This is a genomic window from Exiguobacterium sp. s75 (genome assembly GCF_018617145.1).
Classification (GTDB): domain Bacteria; phylum Bacillota; class Bacilli; order Exiguobacteriales; family Exiguobacteriaceae; genus Exiguobacterium; species Exiguobacterium profundum.
The window spans coordinates 1,202,417-1,219,271 of record NZ_JACSJQ010000001.1 but is presented as its reverse complement, the minus strand read 5'-3'; the positions used below and the strand labels follow the sequence as shown (position 1 = coordinate 1,219,271).

Genomic DNA, 16,855 nt, shown 5'->3' with positions numbered 1-16,855 from the left:
GAACACGATGAAAATCGGAGTGGTCACGGACGTTCATGGCAATCTCGAAGCGTTAGAGGCTGCGCTCCAAGTCATGGATACAGAGCGGGTCGACGTCATTTGGTCACTTGGTGACATGATTGCGATGGGACCGGACTCCAATGCGGTCATGGAGCGATTGCTAGATCGGGGCGCGCATATGATTTCTGGGAATCATGATGAGGCCGTCCTTTCCCTTTTGGCTGGATACGGTCATCCGGAAAGTTATGCACATACGCGCCCCCACCATGAGTGGGTCGCGCGTCAATTGGAGACTCGATATGCGGATGTCCTCGAATCTCTTCCACGAACGATGTCCGTCGAAATGGCTGGCGAAACGGTGTTCGGTATTCATTATCATATCCCGACCGACCGACGCCATGCCGCGATCGTCGAGGAACCGTTTCACGAGATTCTCGAACCGACGCTGGAAAATATGCAACGATTATATGGGACGTATGAAGGAGAAATCGTGTTATTCGGACATCACCATCCCGTCCACTTGTTTGAAGATGACAGGAAACGCTACGTCAATCCTGGTGCGCTCGGGGTGGCGAAAGATGACTTGGCTCGCTTTGCCATATTATCTGAAGGAGAAACGGGGATTGACCTTGAACTGAAGGCGGTCCCATATGACAAGCGTACCTTTTTAGAGAAGATGGAACGTTATGACGTACCTCAACGGGATGTCATGCTGGGTTTGTTCTATTAAGGTATATAAAAAGTAAGATATGTAAAAAGTGCGATCCTTGGTAATGGATCGCACTTTTTGTCATTCAATCTCTTGAAGTGTTTTTGGATAACTCGTCAATGTGATAGGACCACTTTCTGTCATGACGAGATCGTCTTCGATACGGACTCCGCCGATTCCCGGTAAATAGATACCCGGTTCGACTGTGAACGTCATCCCGACTTGGGCGGTCGTGTCATTGTTCGCTGCCATCGATGGATGTTCGTGTACTTCGATTCCAATTCCGTGACCGATCCGGTGAGTGAAGTATTCACCATATCCTGCAGACGTGATGACTTGTCGTGCGGCGATATCGATTGCGCCAAGTGTCGTCCCGACGTTCGCCATCTCGATTGCGGCTTCCTCCGCTTGGAGAACCGTGTCGTAAATCTCACGTTGTTTGCGACTCGCCTCACCGAAGACGACCGTTCGTGTGATGTCTGAACAGTATCCCTGCCAGACGACGCCGAGGTCGAACAAGGCGAAATCACCTTTTTTCAGACGGTTGTTGCCTGGGACACCGTGAGGGTCGGCACTATTCTCGCCGAACAAGACGAGTGTGTCGAAAGACATTTCACGGACACCTTGCTGTTTCATAGCGTATTCGATATCCGCGATGACCTCGAGTTCGGTCACGCCTTCACGGAGGGAACGGATCCCGGCTTCGATGGCCATATCTGCCAACTCGGCGGCCCGCTTCATGATTCGGACTTCATCCGGTGATTTGATCATACGTAACGTTTGGAGCTCGTCTGTCAAATCAATAATGGACAGACCGGCAAAACCGGCACGAAGATGCTCGACTCGGTTGAATGTCAAATGTTCCCCTTCGATCCCGATTCGTTCAGGAACGATTTGGTTGTCGAGGAATAACTTGACGATTTTGTCCCATGGATTTTCGTGGTCCATATACGTCACGATTTCACCTGACCAGTCACTCGCTTCGACAATCCCTTTTTCAAGTGCTGGGCAGATGATGGCAGTTGTGCCGTTTTTCAAAACTAAAATAGCGATCAATCGCTCGTGTGCTTCCGCGTATACTCCCGAGAAATAAAACACGGATGCTTTCGATGTGATGAATGCTGCATCTAACCCTTTTGTCGCTAGAGATTGTGCAATTTGATTGGTGCGTTGATTCAAGTTGAATCCCTTCCCTTCTACCTCTTACGTTGACTACTCGTCTATTATAGCTGTTTCGAAAACAGAAAGGAAATGTTGCAATTGGATTGGTACAGTTTGAACTAGTTCGACTGATACAGTATACTAAATAGAGTAGAAAATGTATTGAGAGAAGGGACTCCGCGTATGACCACAAAACATGAACAGATCATAGCACATATCGAGTCACTCGATGTTGGGTCAAAAATTTCGGTCCGCCAAATCGCCAAAGAGTTGGCTGTATCAGAAGGTACGGCTTATCGTGCCATCAAGGAAGCTGAGAACCTAGGTTTCGTATCTACCATTGAACGGGTGGGGACGATCCGGATCAAGCGAAAGCATAAAGAGAATATTGAAAAACTTACATTCGCCGAGGTCGTCAATATCGTCGATGGTCAGGTGTTGGGCGGACGTAATGGCCTCCATAAGACGCTATCGAAATTTGTAATCGGTGCCATGAAGCTCGAGGCGATGATGCGATATATCGATGTCGACTCACTCGTCATCATCGGGAACCGCGAGAAGGCGCATGAACTCGTCTTACAATCAGGTGGGGCTGTGTTGATCACAGGGGGATTTGACACAACGGATGAAGTGAAACGAATGGCAGATAAGTATGATATGCCTGTCATTTCTACATCCTATGACAGTTTTACCGTCGCGACGATGATCAACCGAGCCATCTATGACCGTCTAATCAAAAAAGAGATTTTACTCGTCTCAGATATCGTCATCCCGCTCCACGATACGTTCTATCTGAAATCAGATGACACAGTGAAACGTTGGCACGAGCTGAATGAACGGACGAAACATAATCGGTATCCCGTCATCGATGAACAGATGAAAGTGGTCGGCGTGATCACGGCAAAGGATGTCATTGATAAATCACACGACTATGATATTGAGAAGGTCATGACGAAAAGTCCGATTACAGTAGGCGTACAAACGAGTGTCACCAATGCCGCGCACCAGATGGTGTGGGAAGGGATCGAGATGTTACCTGTCGTTGATAACTACGGACGTCTGCTTGGGATTATTAGCCGCCAAGATGTGCTGAAGGCCCTGCAACTGGCGAATCGACAACCGCAAGTCGGTGAGACGTTCGATAACATGATCACGAACCAGCTGAAAGAAGATCCTGCATCGAACGGGACGGCCTTCACGGTTGAAGTGGCCCCACAGATGACGAGTCATATGGGGACCGCCTCATCTGGCGTGTTGACGACCTTGTTGGTCGAGGGGGCGACGCGAAGTCTACGTCATATGAAGAAAGGCGATCTCGTGGTTGAGAATATCACCGTCTATTTCATGAAGCCGATTCAAATTGAAAGTCAGATTCGAGTGTCGGCCCATGTCTTCGACCTCGGTCGGAAGTTCGGGAAAGTGGATGTAGAGATGACGCAAGGGACACAACTTGTCGCCAAGGCGCTCGTCACGGCACAACTCATCGACCGGTAACGAAAAGAGCACCTGCTACGCACTGTAGCAGGTGCTCTGTTTCATGATGGCGTATTCGTCGGTTCTTCTGCGGCGAGTGGGTAAATTTTGCGGTAACGGATAAATCCGACAACGGCATTCCCTAGACCGACGACTAACATGACGATGCTGACAATCCAACCGACAGTTGAATTCAGACCGAATCCTCCGACCATTTGGTTCGCAGCGAACAGTGCGAGGAATAAGCTTAACCAGATCAACGCTTGCGTGTTGAACAACGCTTTGCGGTTTGGCGTCTTTGTCAAAAAAGCGCGGCGCTTAAAGACGAGGTACGCACCGAGCGCGAACAAAATGAGTCCAATCATGACAAGTTGCAAGTGAAGGAACCCCTTTCTATCTCGTAATCTGTTATCATCATACCATAATAGTGTGTAGGAAAGTGAGGAATCATCATGACGCAATGGCAGGAAGCGGATACAATCAAATCAGAAATTGAGGCGGCTGACACCATTTTCATCCACCGCCATGTACGACCAGACCCTGATGCATTGGGGAGTCAGCTAGGTTTACAACGCATTTTAAAATCGGTTCATCCGGAGAAACAAATCTATGTGGTCGGTGGCATGGTGCCAGACCTTGAGTTTTTAGGAAAGATGGAACATGTCGAAGAAGAAATGTATCAGGACGCGCTCGTCCTTATTTTGGATACGGCGAATCAAGAGCGAATCGATGGACCTTTCGCATTGAAAGGGAAGACGATCATCAAAATCGATCATCATCCTGATGAAGATCCGTATGCGATGACACAGATTGTCGATACCTCGGTCAGTTCGACGTCTGAGATGATTGTGGAACTCGCGGACATTTGGGGATATCCCATTGACCAAGAGGCGGCATTTTTACTCTATGCCGGCATCGTTGGCGACACAGGACGTTTCCAGTTTCGAAATGCTACGGCCCGAACGTTTGAGATTGCTTCGGCGCTGATTGCGAAAGACATCGACACGAATAAATTATATCGTCACATGTATAAAACGAATTTAGCGACTCTCCAACTGCAAGGCTATGTATTACAGCATGTCCAAGTAACGGAAGAGGGGGTCGGCTATGTGAAGATTGACAAGGATGTGCTTCGAACGTTCCATGCCTCTCTAGAAGCGGCGTCTCAACTCGTCAATAGCTTCTCGGGTCTTGAGGGATTGAAATGTTGGGTCATGTTCGTGGAAAACAAAGAAGAGATTCGTGTGCGCATCCGGTCGAAAGGTCCTGTCATCAATGAAGTGGCCAAGCGATACCGTGGGGGAGGTCATCCGATGGCGGCTGGTGCCACGATTGACACATGGGATGAGATGGATGACGTGATTGCGGCTTTGAATGAAGTGGCTGGGGAATTCACGTTTGAAGAAAATGAAGAGAGCTGACCTTGGTCAGCTCTCTTCATTTGTCTCCATTTTCCTTTGGGATGAACCATGTACCTCGTTCGGTCACGTCCTCGACGACGTCGAGCTGATACTCAGTAATGTACTTACGGAGCCGGTCGATGATTTCTGGGCTGTCGGCAAACACTGTTTGACCATGCTGTAATTTTTCTAACTTATCGCGTGCAATCTGTCCCCGATTGATAATCATACGCTTTTACCCCCTTTTGTCGTGAGTTTTGTCTATAATTATTGTATCAGAGAAGTGATGAATTGAGTTTGACAATTCCATTAATATAGAAAGGAGGCCAACGATGATTCATCTGAATGTCAGAACTGCTTATAGTTTACTACAAAGTACAATCCGGTTAGAACAATATGTCTTGCAGATGACCGAACGGGGAAGTCGTTCCGTGGCGATCGCAGACGATGCGTTCTATGGGGTTCCGACATTTTTGTCATATTGCCAACGATATGAGGTGAAACCGCTAATCGGACTGAGAACGGTCCTCCGATTGGATGGGTTAGACGTATCCGTGATTGTGTATTCATCTAACGAAACGGAGCTTAAGGAACAATATCGTATCATCCAGGCGGGAGGAATTGAAGGACGGACAACGATGCCGCTGATCGTATTACCTGAAAATTGGAAAGCGAGTGATCCGGTTCACCGGCGTCGCCTTTATCATCAACTCTTGTCGTTTGTCGATGAAGAGAAGCTGTGGCTCGGACTACCGGCACCTCAGACTACGGAACAGGTACAAGTGTTGAAACAACTTCGTCTCATGCGCGAAGAGCTTGCTGTCCAATTGATTCCGGCCCCTGAAACGAGATACATGAGACCGGAAGATCTGGAAGGATTCCGAGCCATTTCTGCCATTCGCGAAGGGGACGTGATGTCGAATGAAGACGTGCGACAAAAAGGATTGCACGTTCGACTACCGAGTGAAATGAATGACTGGTTCACAACGGAAGAATTATCGGAACTGGATCGATTCGAGGCATTGATTCGGCTAGATCATCTACCACGTGCGGAAGGGGCGATTCCAGAAATTCCGGATGCCGATCAAAAGCTGAAACGACTTGTCGGTGAGCGGTTGAAGGCGATGGAACTCGTGAAAGAACCTTACATCGAGCGGGCAAAGTTTGAGCTTGAAGTCATCGCCAATACCGGATTTTCTTCCTATTTCTTGATCGTGGAAGACATCGTTCGGTTTGCTCGAGAATCTGGGATTGAAGTAGGTCCGGGGCGTGGATCGGCAGCAGGTTCACTCGTCAGTTTTGCCCTCCATATCACGGAAGTCGATCCGGTTCATTACGGGTTGTTGTTCGAACGATTCTTAAATCCAGAGCGTGTGTCGATGCCAGACATAGACCTCGATTTTGAAGATGAACGTCGTGAGGAAGTGGTTTCTTACGTACTATCAAGATACGGTCATACGCATGCCGCACAGATCGGGACACTTGCCACGTTCGGTGCGAAAGCGGCAATTCGAGACGTTGCGAGAGCGCTCGGGATGACCCTTGAGGAAGGGCAGGCTGCGAGCAAGCAAGCGAAAGCCGGAGGACTTGATGAACTGATGTCGAGCCAGAAGCAGATGAAGTGGTTTGCCGGTAGCCAAAAGCGTCAGCAGTTATTACGGATTGCCAAACAGCTAGAAGGTTTGCCGCGTCAATCCTCCGTTCACGCGGCAGGAGTGGTGCTCAGTCGTCAACCGATTGAAGAAGTGACGCCGCTCCAACCCGAGCTCGAAGAACACGTGACCCAATATAATATGAAGGATTTGGAAGAGGTCGGGCTTCTAAAAATTGACTTGCTCGGATTACGAAACTTGAGTCGCTTGCGAAAGATGGAAGACTTGATTCGAGAAAGTGACGCGCTGTTCTCTCTGAAAACGATTCCGCTAAACGATGCCCGGACGTATCGACTGCTTGCGAGAGGTGAGACGGACGGAATCTTCCAATTCGAATCGACCGGGATGAAGCAAGCGCTTCGACAAGTGAAACCGACTGAGTTTGAAGATATCGTTGTCACGATGTCACTCTATCGCCCGGGACCGATGCAATTCATCGAAACGTATGCGAAGCGAAAGCACGGTATGCCTTACCAACCAGTCCACCCAGACGTAGAAGACGTCATGAGACCGACATACGGTGTACTCGTCTATCAAGAACAGGTGATGAAACTTCTCCGTAAACTCGGAGGCTATTCCTATGCGGAAGCGGATTTGGTCAGACGTGCTATTGCCAAAAAGGATACCGGAACGATTGCTCGGGAACGAGAACGATTTTTGCAACAAGCAAAAGCGGGAGACCAGGACGTCTTTGCGCAAATCTTTTCATGGATTGAAAAGTTTGCCGGGTACGGATTTAACCGCTCTCACGCTGTCGCCTACAGTTTGATCAGTTACCGATTGGCTTACGTCAAAGCACATTTCCCTCGTGTCTTTCATGTGGTGACATCAGAAAAAACAACGGAACTTGTCAGACTGTTACGGAAAGATCAAATTCCGGTGTACCCACCGGACGTCTTACATGGTCACGCTGACGCGACACTTGAGGGACCGGGCGTCCGGCTCGGGTTGAAGGCGGTCCAGGGGTTGACCAAACGGGATGTGGACCGACTGATTGAACTGAACGGGCAGTTGAAAGATGTCAGAACGCTTCAAGAAGCCATGGAGTGGAAAAATAAAGACCAACTGAAATTACGTCGATTACTTGGTGCGGGCGCGCTCGACCGGATGTATCACGGTGACCGGACACATGCCTTTGAAGCAGTCGAACGTTTGCGAGAAGAAGCGGGAACACATTTTTTACCGGATGAGCTGTCTTCACTCGGACTAAAACAGAAAAAAGTGAAAGAACCGAATTGGTCTGAAGAAGAGAGGGAGGCGCTCGGGACATGGGTGGTCCACTCTCCATTGACGGCACTTCCGGATATCGGGATCGAACCGTCTACAATTGAAGAAGTCATGAATGGAACAAACGGTTATCTCGTCGTATATGTAGATGACGTACGTACGTTCATGACAAAAAAACAAGAACGGATGGGTGTTCTCATGGTGGACGATGGCATGACGCAAGACGAGGTCGTCGTGTTTCCTCGAACATTCGCGCAGTTTGGACGGTCCCTCTATGCCGGTAACATCTTGTTACTAGAGGTCCATTCGAATGAACGGGATGGTCGCAAGCAATTGATTGTCGAACGGGTTCGACCGTTACACGGGCAAGCCTTATTCATCCGGCTCACACTCGACCGCTTCCCTGAATTGGAAGATTGGATTCAACGAGCACAAGGGGATGTCCCGGTTGTATGCCGATTCACGGATTCGAAGGAAGTGAAACAACTGGCTTCAGCTTTTTCAATCAATCCGAATGAAGAGTATGTGGCGGAAGCGAAAAGACGGTTCGGGGAAGAAAATGTCGTACTGAAACGAATCGATACAAAAATGGTTGGTCCAGAAACTAGTACCAAGTCCTAAAAAGTGATATAATCGCACTAATTGGTCTGACCACTTAAGTTTGATAGATGATCCAAAAAAGGGAGTTGAACGGTCAGATGCATGAAAAACACGCATCCTCATTTCACGGAAACATTTCAAAGATTAGAAAATTAATTGTCCAATCGTCTTTAGTTCCAGGTGATCGGCTTCCATCCGAACGAGAGCTCGCCGAAACGCTGTCCATTAGTCGCGCTTCGGTTCGCGAAGCGTTACGAGCGTTGAGTTTTTTAGGCATCGTGGAAACGAGACATGGTGGTGGTACCTTTTTGTGTGAACAAGACCGACATCGGTACATTGAGATATTGTCGGAGTTCATTGTGACCAAACAGACGAAAGCGACCGATATTATTGAGATGCTTAGACTATTGGAGCGCATGGCGTTTTCAGAAATTGAACCGACTAAGGAACGACTGGCTCTATTAGAAACGGTGATCGATGATGATCGAACGTTTCGCCAGCAACTCATCTTTCAGTTGAAGAATGAACTGTTCATTCGAATTTGGAGTGAGGTCAACCGCTTTTTTGAAGGATTAGACGTTGGGGATTTATATACGCTCGAGGAACGGAAACAGTTTGTCGAGACGTGGCGTGGAATGGGGATGCCGGAATGAACGAGGGGGAAGCGATGACTGCTTTTTTCAAGAAACCGAAACGATATATGCCATTGCGTCAACGAGAACCAAAGATTGACGCACCACAGGGATTAATGACGAAATGTCCATCTTGTAAATATATGCATTATACAAAACAGTTGAATGAGAACCACAAAGTGTGTGATTGCGGTTATCATTTTCCGCTTCATGCGCAAGAACGGATTGATATGCTTGTTGACGAAGGGTCGTTCGAACGATTTGCGGGACCTTCTGTCAAGGCGAATCCACTCGACTTTCCTGACTATGAGGAGAAGTTGACGAAAGATCGGGAGCGGACCGGGATCGAAGAGGCCGTCGTATGTGGAAAGGCGACAATCGACGGACTTCCACTCGTTGTCTGTGTGATGGATGCGAGATTCCGAATGGGATCGATGGGTGCATACGTCGGAGAAGCGATTGCTTCGGCTGTTCGAACCGCCACATCACTTGGGCTTCCAGTCGTCTTGTTCACAGCATCAGGTGGGGCACGGATGCAAGAAGGAATGGTCAGTTTGATGCAAATGGCCAATACGTCCATCGCTCTAAAAGAACATGACGAAGCAGGACTGCTGTACATCGCGTATTTGACACATCCGACGACTGGTGGTGTGTCAGCGAGTTTTGCGATGCTTGGCGACTTGAACGTCGCGGAACCGGGAGCGCTCATCGGGTTTGCAGGACGACGAATCATCGAACAGACGATTCGGGAAAAGCTTCCAGAGAACTTTCAAACTGCCGAGTTTCTACTTGAGTCTGGGCAGCTGGATGCAGTCATTCATCGTGAACAGATGCGTTCGTTCTTGAAGAAGATGATCGAATTACACGATGGGGGTGTCCGTCATGTTTGACCCAATCAAAGAAGTCACCGAACAGCTAAATAAATTACGGGAGACGGCTGAGACGAAAGGGATTGATTTATCCCGAGAGATTCGTCATCTCGAGTTAAAGCTCGACCGATTAGAAAAAGATATTTATGGGAATATGAAACCGTGGGACCGCGTCCAGTTGGCGCGAAACCCGAAGCGTCCGACGACGCTCGATTACATCCAACATGTGTTCCCTGACTTCATGGAACTTCATGGGGACCGACACGGATATGACGATGCGGCAATCGTATCTGGACTCGCAACGTTTGAAGGAGTGCCGGTGACGATTATCGGACATCAGCGTGGGCGGAACACGAAAGAGAACATGAAACGGAATTTTGGTATGCCACACCCGGAGGGCTATCGAAAAGCCTTGCGTTTCATGAAGCAAGCCGAAAAGTTCAACCGTCCCATTTTGACATTTATTGACACGAAAGGGGCTTATCCGGGGAAAGCCGCAGAAGAGAGAGGGCAAAGTGAAGCGATCGCCCGTAACTTGTTTGAGATGGCGACGCTGAAAGTGCCGATCGTCTCCGTTGTCATTGGGGAAGGTGGTTCAGGCGGTGCGCTTGGAATTGGTGTATGCGACCGTCTATTGATGCTTGAGAATAGTACGTACTCGGTCATCTCGCCAGAAGGTGCAGCGGCACTGTTGTGGAAAGATGCGAAACAAGCAGAACGTGCGGCGGAGACGATGAAGATTACAGCACAAGATTTATTCAACCTAGGGATTGTCGATCAAGTGGTAGGAGAAGTGTATGGGGGGGCACACGTTGATGTGTCACTACAGTCGTCACTCTTGAAACCTGTCTTATTACAGCATATGAATGAGTTGCTCGCGCAATCGACTTCTGAGCTGATTCAAGGACGTGCGACCAAATATCATCAAATTGGCACAATTAATGAGTGAAAACGGTAACAATGGCTTTGAATAAAGCTTTATTCATTCATCAACTGACTGTTTTGTAAGATACCCTATGCATTTTTTTCACATACTTGTGTTGTAAAACAAAGGTCAGACGTGGTATTTTATTTTCAGATTTCGTTAAAACACATAAGAGGTGAGCGACGTGAATTTAAAACGTATTGCGGTATTAACAAGCGGAGGAGACGCTCCTGGAATGAACGCTGCTGTCCGTGCCGTGACCCGAAAAGCAATTTTTGAAGGTCTTGAAGTGTACGGCGTGTATAACGGCTATCAAGGATTAATCGAAGGTGATTTAGTCGAATTAAATCTTGGATCAGTCGGCGATATCATTCAACGTGGAGGTACGTTCCTTCGCTCTGCGCGCTGTCCTGAATTCAGAACAGAAGAAGGTCGCGCGAAAGCAGTAGAACAGTTGAAGAAGTTCAATATCGATGCCCTCGTGGTCATTGGTGGAGATGGCTCTTATCGCGGAGCTCAAAAATTGACTGAACTCGGATTCCCAACAATCGGCCTTCCGGGTACAATCGATAACGATATCCCAGGAACAGATGCGACAATCGGTTTTGACACGGCGCTCAACACAGCGCTTGATGCGATCGATAAGATTCGTGATACGGCGTCATCACATGAACGCACGTATGTCATCGAGGTCATGGGGCGCGACGCTGGTGATATCGCGCTTTATTCTGGTCTCGCTGGTGGTGCTGAGTCGATTCTCGTCCCAGAACGTCCAGAAGATTTGAATGCAATCGTGGAAAGAATCAATCACGGGATTGCACGCGGTAAGAAGCACTCAATCGTCATCGTTGCTGAAGGTGCGGGAAGTGCGGAAGAAATCGGCAAATTGATTGCGGAGAAGACGAACTCAGAAACACGCGTCACGATTCTCGGTCACATCCAACGTGGTGGTTCCCCAACTGCCGCTGACCGTGTCCTTGCAAGTCGCATGGGTGCATACGCTGTTGAGATCTTGCTCGAAGGGAAAGCGGGCCGCGTTGTCGGAATCCGTAACAACCAGATGATGGATCTTGATATCGATGAGGCGCTCGACAATAACAAGCACACGATTGATATGCAATTGATTGACCTCGTTAACCAATTGTCGATTTAAACGATTTTGTATGTTGCAGAGACGGGATACGGTCCAAGGCCCCCCGTTTTCTGTTTGTAAGTTGCACTATATCCCCTAGGAGGTTTTTATATTATGCGTAGAACGAAAATTGTATGTACCATTGGACCGGCTTCTGAGAAGCGTCTTCCTGAGATGATCGAAGCTGGGATGAACGTTGCCCGTCTCAACTTCTCACACGGTGACTATGAAGAGCACGGAGCTCGTATCCGTGACATCCGTGAAGCGGCGAAAGCAGCGGGTAAAGTTGTCACTGTTCTTCTCGACACAAAAGGTCCAGAGATCCGCACGCATACATTCGAAGACGGTAAGGCACTTCTTGAAAAAGGAAAAGAAGTCACAATCGTCTCAACGGAAGAAATCGTCGGAACGAAAGATCGTTTCTCTGTGACGTACGAAGGACTCTACGATGATGTGGAAGTCGGTTCACACATCATGCTCGACGACGGTCTCATCGGACTCCGTGTCGTTGAAAAGCTTGATAACCGTGATCTCCGTTGCGTCATTGAAAACGAAGGAATCATCAAGACGAAGAAAGGTGTTAACTTGCCAAACGTCAAGGTAAACCTTCCTGCCCTCACGGACAAAGACATCGCGGACATCGAGTTCGGGATCTCACAAGACATTGACGTGATTGCAGCATCATTCGTACGTCGTGCATCTGACGTAGTTGAAATTCGCCAACTTCTCGAAAAACATAACGCATCACACATCAAGATTTACCCGAAAATCGAGAACCAAGAAGGTGTCGATAACATCGAAGAAATCTTGGCAATCTCTGACGGTTTGATGGTAGCCCGTGGGGACCTCGGAATTGAAATCCCGACAGAAGAAGTGACACCAGTTCAAAAAGAACTCATCAAGAAGTGTAACGATCTCGGGAAGCCGGTCATCACAGCAACGCAAATGCTTGATTCAATGCAACGTAACCCGCGTCCGACACGCGCGGAAGCATCAGACGTAGCAAACGCAATCTTGGATGGAACAGACGCAGTCATGCTTTCTGGTGAAACAGCTGCAGGGGACTACCCAATCGAATCTGTTCAAATGCAAGCTGCAATCGCAGAGCGTACAGAACGCATGCTCGACTACAAAAACTTGTTGAAAGATCGTCAGAAGCGCAGTGAGCACACAGTGACGGATGCGATCTCTCAAGCGGTTGCGCACACGGCAATCAACTTGAACGCCAAAGCAATCTTGACACCGACACAATCAGGTTATACGGCTGCTCGTACAGCGAAGTATCGTCCTGAAGCGAACATCATCGCGGTGACAGAATCGGAGCGCGTTGCGCGTCAATTGAACCTCGTATGGGGCGTATACCCAATCGTTGCTGAAACAATGCCGAACAACACGGATGAAATGTTGGTTCAAGCATCGGAAGCGGCACGTCACGCTGGATTCGTCACTGACGGTGACCTCGTTGTCATCTCAGCTGGTATTCCTGCGGCGACAGCTGGTACGACAAACATGATGAAAGTCCACATTGTTGGTCACGCTCTCGCAGACGGGCGTGGAATCGGTGAGCGCGGTGTTGTTGGAGAAGTCGTTGTCGCGAAAAATGCGGATGAAGCAAATGCAAAAGCGAAAGACGGCATGATTCTTGTCGCACCATTCACAGATAAAGAAATGATGCCTGCGATCGAAAAAGCGGCTGGGATCATCACAGAAGACGGCGGATTGACGAGCCATGCTGGGATCGTTGGACCATCACTTCGCAAGCCAGTCATCGTAGGTGTTGATGCAGCGACAGCATCGCTTCGTGACGGTCAGATGATTTCAATCGACCCACTCACAGGTAAAATCTACAACGCATAATTGAACGACAATCGAACCGGCCTTCTACAAAGGTCGGTTCTTTTTCCGTTCAAAGAAAGGAATACGTATGAGTGCATATCTATTTTTATTGATGCTTGTCTTAATCGGTGTCATTTCAAATAACCAATCTGTCATTATCGCAAGTAGCGTCTTGTTGATCATCAAAGCAATCGGATTCGGAGACCAGTTATTTCCGACACTTGCATCGAAAGGAATCAGCTGGGGTGTGACAATCATTACGATCGCAGTTCTCGTCCCAATTGCGACCGGCGATATCGGGTTTAAAGAATTGTGGAATAGTATTAAAGGGCCGGTCGGGATTGTCGCATTTGCCTCAGGGATGTTCGTTGCCATTGCTGCGGGGCAAGGTGTACAACTGATGCGTGTCGACCCGGTCGTCACCACGGCACTCCTCGCAGGTACGATTCTAGCGGTTGGATTCATGAAAGGGATTCCCGTTGGACCGCTTGTCGGAGCTGGTATCGCGGCATTGATTTTAGGTGGATATCAAGTTATTGAAAAATGGTTTTGATATTTTCTGACAACTGAAGCCGCTTACATTTCTTTTTTGCAGTAAATTGTTTATACTATATAAAGGACAGGGTAAACGGAGACTGGGTGAATGCAGGGGAACAACCCGTCCCGTATCCTTATTCCCTATAAACAGACTGTTTTTACGGTCGACCACTTTATTCAAGACTGAGGGGGAGTTATGAATGTCAACGACAAAAGGGTTAGAAGGTATTGTGGCAGCAGCCTCAAAAGTCAGCTCAATTATTGACGGACAATTGACTTACGGAGGATACACCATTGATGATTTAGCGGACAACGCCACATTCGAAGAAGTAGTGTTCTTATTGTGGAACGACCACTTACCAAATGCAGAGGAATTGACAGCGCTCTCAGATGCGCTTGTAAAAGAAGCGACATTGCCTGAAGAGGTGATTGATACGTTAAGACGTGCACCGAAATCAGCCAATGCAATGGCGACGATTCGTACGGCACTTTCGCAACTCGCTCTATATGATGAGGAATCTGAAGACATGAGTGACGAGGCCAACATGCGTAAAGCGATTCGCCTACAAGCACAAGTCGCTACAATCGTGACGGCATTCGCCCGTCTTCGTAAAGGGGAGCAGCCGGTCGCACCGAAACCAGGTCTTTCTTACGCTGCGAACTTCTTATACATGCTAAACGGTGAAGAGCCGAGCGATGTAGCAGAAAAGACGATTGATAAAGCGCTCATCTTACACGCAGACCACGAGTTGAATGCTTCGACATTCACTGCTCGCGTTTGTGTAGCGACGCTTTCAGATATGTATTCAGGTGTCACGGCGGCCATGGGGGCACTCAAAGGGCCACTTCACGGTGGTGCGAACGAAGCGGTAATGAAAATGTTGCACGAAATCGACTCGGTCGACCGTGTTGAAGAATATGTTCGTGGCAAATTCGAGCGCAAAGAGAAGATCATGGGCTTCGGTCACCGCGTTTACAAGGATGGCGACCCACGTGCGAAACATTTGAAAGAAATGAGCCGTCAGTTGACTGCTCAAATCGGCGAACCGAAATGGTATGAGATGTCTGAGAAAATCGACCATCTTGTCGAAACGGAAAAAGGTTTGAAACCAAATGTCGATTTCTATTCAGCTTCAACTTATTATGCGCTCGGTCTCGAAGAAGATTTATTCACACCAATCTTCGCCGTATCTCGTATGTCTGGCTGGATTGCGCACATTCTCGAGCAATATGCGGACAATCGCTTGATTCGTCCACGTGCGGAATATGTCGGTGAGACGAGCCGTAAATATGTTCCGGTAAACGAACGTTAATTCGAGACACATTTTAGACAAAAGTTTGGTAAACTAACAAGTGACGTAGGTCGGCGTACGCGTCGACCTACAGTAATGTACTTAGGGGGATTCATTATGTTGACACAAGGACAAAAGATTACAGTTGAAAACGGTGTATTGAACGTACCAAACGTACCGACCGTACCATTCATTATCGGTGACGGAACAGGTCCTGACATTTGGAATTCGGCTGTTCGCGTATTTGACGCTGCGGTTGAAAAAGCATACGGCGGCGACAAGAAAATCGAATGGATGGAAGTATATGCTGGGGAAAAAGCATATAACGAAAAAGGCGAATGGCTCCCAACAGAGACACTTGATCAAATTCGTGAGTACTTGATCGCCATCAAAGGACCACTTACGACTCCGGTCGGTGGAGGAATTCGTTCATTGAACGTCGCACTTCGCCAAGAACTCGATTTATATACATGCCTTCGCCCAGTTCGTTACTTCACAGGTGTTCCATCACCAGTAAAACGTCCTGAAGATACAGATATGGTCATCTTCCGTGAAAATACTGAAGATATCTATGCTGGAATCGAGTACGCTTCAGGAAGCGACGAAGTGAAAAAACTCATCAAATTCTTGCAAGACGAGATGAACGTCAACAAGATCCGTTTCCCAGAAACATCTGGAATCGGAATCAAGCCAGTTTCTTCTGAAGGAACAGAACGTTTGGTTCGTGCAGCAATTGAATATGCGATTGCGAACAACCGTAAATCTTTAACGCTCGTCCACAAAGGGAACATCATGAAGTTCACAGAAGGCGCCTTCAAAAACTGGGGTTATGCACTCGCTGAAGCGGAATACGGTGACAAAGTGTTCACATGGGCACAGTACGACCGCATCAAAGAAGAATCTGGTGAAGCAGCTGCTAACGAAGCTCAGTCGAAAGCGGAAGCTGAAGGGAAAATTATCGTCAAAGATTCAATCGCTGATATCTTCCTCCAGCAGATTTTGACACGTCCACGTGAGTTCGACGTCGTTGCGACGATGAACTTGAACGGTGACTATATCTCAGATGCACTTGCTGCTCAAGTAGGTGGAATCGGGATCGCGCCTGGTGCGAACATCAACTACATCACAGGACACGCAATCTTCGAAGCGACACACGGTACAGCTCCGAAATACGCGGGTCTCGATAAAGTAAACCCTTCTTCAGTCATTCTTTCAGGTGAGATGATGCTCCGCCACATGAACTGGAACGAAGCGGCTGACCTCATCATCAACTCAATGGAGAAAACGATCGCTTCGAAAGTTGTCACATACGACTTCGCACGTCTCATGGACGGAGCGACAGAAGTGAAATGTTCAGAGTTCGCGGATGAATTGATTAAAAACATGTAAGACGACCGAGGAGGAGAGCTC

General features: G+C 48.2%; 15 protein-coding genes. 12 read left to right on the top strand and 3 right to left on the bottom strand.

The window, feature by feature from the left end; genetic code table 11:
- The first annotated feature begins 7 nt into the window (after positions 1-7).
- Entirely contained in the window at positions 8-730 is a 723-nt protein-coding gene (locus KNO68_RS06305; protein ID WP_214687021.1) for a metallophosphoesterase family protein, read from the top strand.
- A gap of 60 nt (positions 731-790) precedes the next feature.
- Here the strand turns inward: KNO68_RS06305 and KNO68_RS06300 are convergent, their stop codons facing one another.
- Complete coding sequence (locus KNO68_RS06300) at positions 791-1,888, bottom strand: M24 family metallopeptidase (RefSeq protein WP_078147193.1); 1,098 nt, start codon at positions 1,886-1,888, stop codon at positions 791-793.
- Between the two features lie 165 nt (positions 1,889-2,053).
- Between KNO68_RS06300 and KNO68_RS06295 the strand changes: the two genes are divergently transcribed.
- The gene (locus KNO68_RS06295) at positions 2,054-3,364 is read left to right on the top strand and encodes a DRTGG domain-containing protein (protein WP_074036504.1); all 1,311 of its coding nucleotides are present in this window, start codon (positions 2,054-2,056) and stop codon (positions 3,362-3,364) included.
- A 41-nt stretch (positions 3,365-3,405) separates the two neighbouring features.
- Here KNO68_RS06295 and KNO68_RS06290 read toward each other — a convergent pair whose 3' ends face one another.
- The gene (locus KNO68_RS06290; protein WP_047795158.1) at positions 3,406-3,720 is read right to left on the bottom strand and encodes a YtpI family protein; all 315 of its coding nucleotides are present in this window, start codon (positions 3,718-3,720) and stop codon (positions 3,406-3,408) included.
- A 75-nt stretch (positions 3,721-3,795) separates the two neighbouring features.
- Between KNO68_RS06290 and KNO68_RS06285 the strand changes: the two genes are divergently transcribed.
- Positions 3,796-4,764, top strand: a complete 969-nt coding sequence (locus KNO68_RS06285; RefSeq protein WP_215112226.1) for a DHH family phosphoesterase — start codon at positions 3,796-3,798, stop codon at positions 4,762-4,764.
- A 16-nt stretch (positions 4,765-4,780) separates the two neighbouring features.
- On the opposite strand, the gene KNO68_RS06280 is transcribed toward KNO68_RS06285, so the two are convergent.
- Positions 4,781-4,972 (bottom strand): YtzJ family protein, encoded by a 192-nt coding sequence (locus tag KNO68_RS06280; protein ID WP_074036509.1) that lies wholly within the window; start codon positions 4,970-4,972, stop codon positions 4,781-4,783.
- Between the two features lie 103 nt (positions 4,973-5,075).
- Here KNO68_RS06280 and dnaE point away from each other — a divergent pair, with 103 nt between their 5' ends.
- From dnaE to icd, 9 genes are all read left to right on the top strand, one after another.
- Positions 5,076-8,243 (top strand): DNA polymerase III subunit alpha, encoded by a 3,168-nt coding sequence (dnaE, locus tag KNO68_RS06275; protein ID WP_215112225.1) that lies wholly within the window; start codon positions 5,076-5,078, stop codon positions 8,241-8,243.
- Between the two features lie 77 nt (positions 8,244-8,320).
- On the top strand, positions 8,321-8,875 hold the full coding sequence (locus tag KNO68_RS06270) for a FadR/GntR family transcriptional regulator (RefSeq protein ID WP_214757483.1): 555 nt from the start codon (positions 8,321-8,323) through the stop codon (positions 8,873-8,875).
- Between the two features lie 14 nt (positions 8,876-8,889).
- Positions 8,890-9,744: an acetyl-CoA carboxylase, carboxyltransferase subunit beta gene (accD, locus tag KNO68_RS06265; protein WP_047795655.1), complete on the top strand. Its 855-nt coding sequence runs from the start codon at positions 8,890-8,892 to the stop codon at positions 9,742-9,744.
- Positions 9,737-10,672 (top strand): acetyl-CoA carboxylase carboxyltransferase subunit alpha, encoded by a 936-nt coding sequence (locus tag KNO68_RS06260; protein WP_483298377.1) that lies wholly within the window; start codon positions 9,737-9,739, stop codon positions 10,670-10,672. The genes accD and KNO68_RS06260 overlap by 8 nt, the downstream gene beginning before the upstream one ends.
- A 160-nt stretch (positions 10,673-10,832) precedes the next feature.
- The gene (gene pfkA / locus KNO68_RS06255; RefSeq protein ID WP_012726720.1) at positions 10,833-11,801 is read left to right on the top strand and encodes a 6-phosphofructokinase; all 969 of its coding nucleotides are present in this window, start codon (positions 10,833-10,835) and stop codon (positions 11,799-11,801) included.
- Between the two features lie 93 nt (positions 11,802-11,894).
- Complete coding sequence (pyk, locus tag KNO68_RS06250) at positions 11,895-13,637, top strand: pyruvate kinase (protein ID WP_074036515.1); 1,743 nt, start codon at positions 11,895-11,897, stop codon at positions 13,635-13,637.
- Between the two features lie 67 nt (positions 13,638-13,704).
- Positions 13,705-14,169: a DUF441 domain-containing protein gene (locus KNO68_RS06245; RefSeq protein ID WP_012726718.1), complete on the top strand. Its 465-nt coding sequence runs from the start codon at positions 13,705-13,707 to the stop codon at positions 14,167-14,169.
- Between the two features lie 184 nt (positions 14,170-14,353).
- A complete protein-coding gene (gene citZ, locus KNO68_RS06240) occupies positions 14,354-15,466 on the top strand; it encodes a citrate synthase (RefSeq protein WP_214683969.1) in 1,113 nt (370 codons plus the stop codon).
- Between the two features lie 99 nt (positions 15,467-15,565).
- On the top strand, positions 15,566-16,834 hold the full coding sequence (gene icd, locus KNO68_RS06235) for an NADP-dependent isocitrate dehydrogenase (RefSeq protein WP_215112392.1): 1,269 nt from the start codon (positions 15,566-15,568) through the stop codon (positions 16,832-16,834).
- The last annotated feature ends 21 nt before the right edge of the window (positions 16,835-16,855 follow it).

What these genes read in the sequence shown, in the direction of transcription:
- KNO68_RS06245 (WP_012726718.1), top strand. Translation starts at nt 13,705, where the DNA reads ATGAGTGCATATCTATTTTTATTGATGCTTGTCTTAATCGGTGTCATT.
- citZ (WP_214683969.1), top strand. Translation starts at nt 14,354, where the DNA reads ATGTCAACGACAAAAGGGTTAGAAGGTATTGTGGCAGCAGCCTCAAAA.
- dnaE (WP_215112225.1), top strand. Translation starts at nt 5,076, where the DNA reads ATGATTCATCTGAATGTCAGAACTGCTTATAGTTTACTACAAAGTACA.
- KNO68_RS06285 (WP_215112226.1), top strand. Translation starts at nt 3,796, where the DNA reads ATGACGCAATGGCAGGAAGCGGATACAATCAAATCAGAAATTGAGGCG.
- KNO68_RS06280 (WP_074036509.1), bottom strand. Translation starts at nt 4,972, where the DNA reads ATGATTATCAATCGGGGACAGATTGCACGCGATAAGTTAGAAAAATTA.
- accD (WP_047795655.1), top strand. Translation starts at nt 8,890, where the DNA reads ATGACTGCTTTTTTCAAGAAACCGAAACGATATATGCCATTGCGTCAA.
- KNO68_RS06260 (WP_483298377.1), top strand. Translation starts at nt 9,737, where the DNA reads ATGTTTGACCCAATCAAAGAAGTCACCGAACAGCTAAATAAATTACGG.
- pyk (WP_074036515.1), top strand. Translation starts at nt 11,895, where the DNA reads ATGCGTAGAACGAAAATTGTATGTACCATTGGACCGGCTTCTGAGAAG.
- KNO68_RS06270 (WP_214757483.1), top strand. Translation starts at nt 8,321, where the DNA reads ATGCATGAAAAACACGCATCCTCATTTCACGGAAACATTTCAAAGATT.
- KNO68_RS06295 (WP_074036504.1), top strand. Translation starts at nt 2,054, where the DNA reads ATGACCACAAAACATGAACAGATCATAGCACATATCGAGTCACTCGAT.
- KNO68_RS06305 (WP_214687021.1), top strand. Translation starts at nt 8, where the DNA reads ATGAAAATCGGAGTGGTCACGGACGTTCATGGCAATCTCGAAGCGTTA.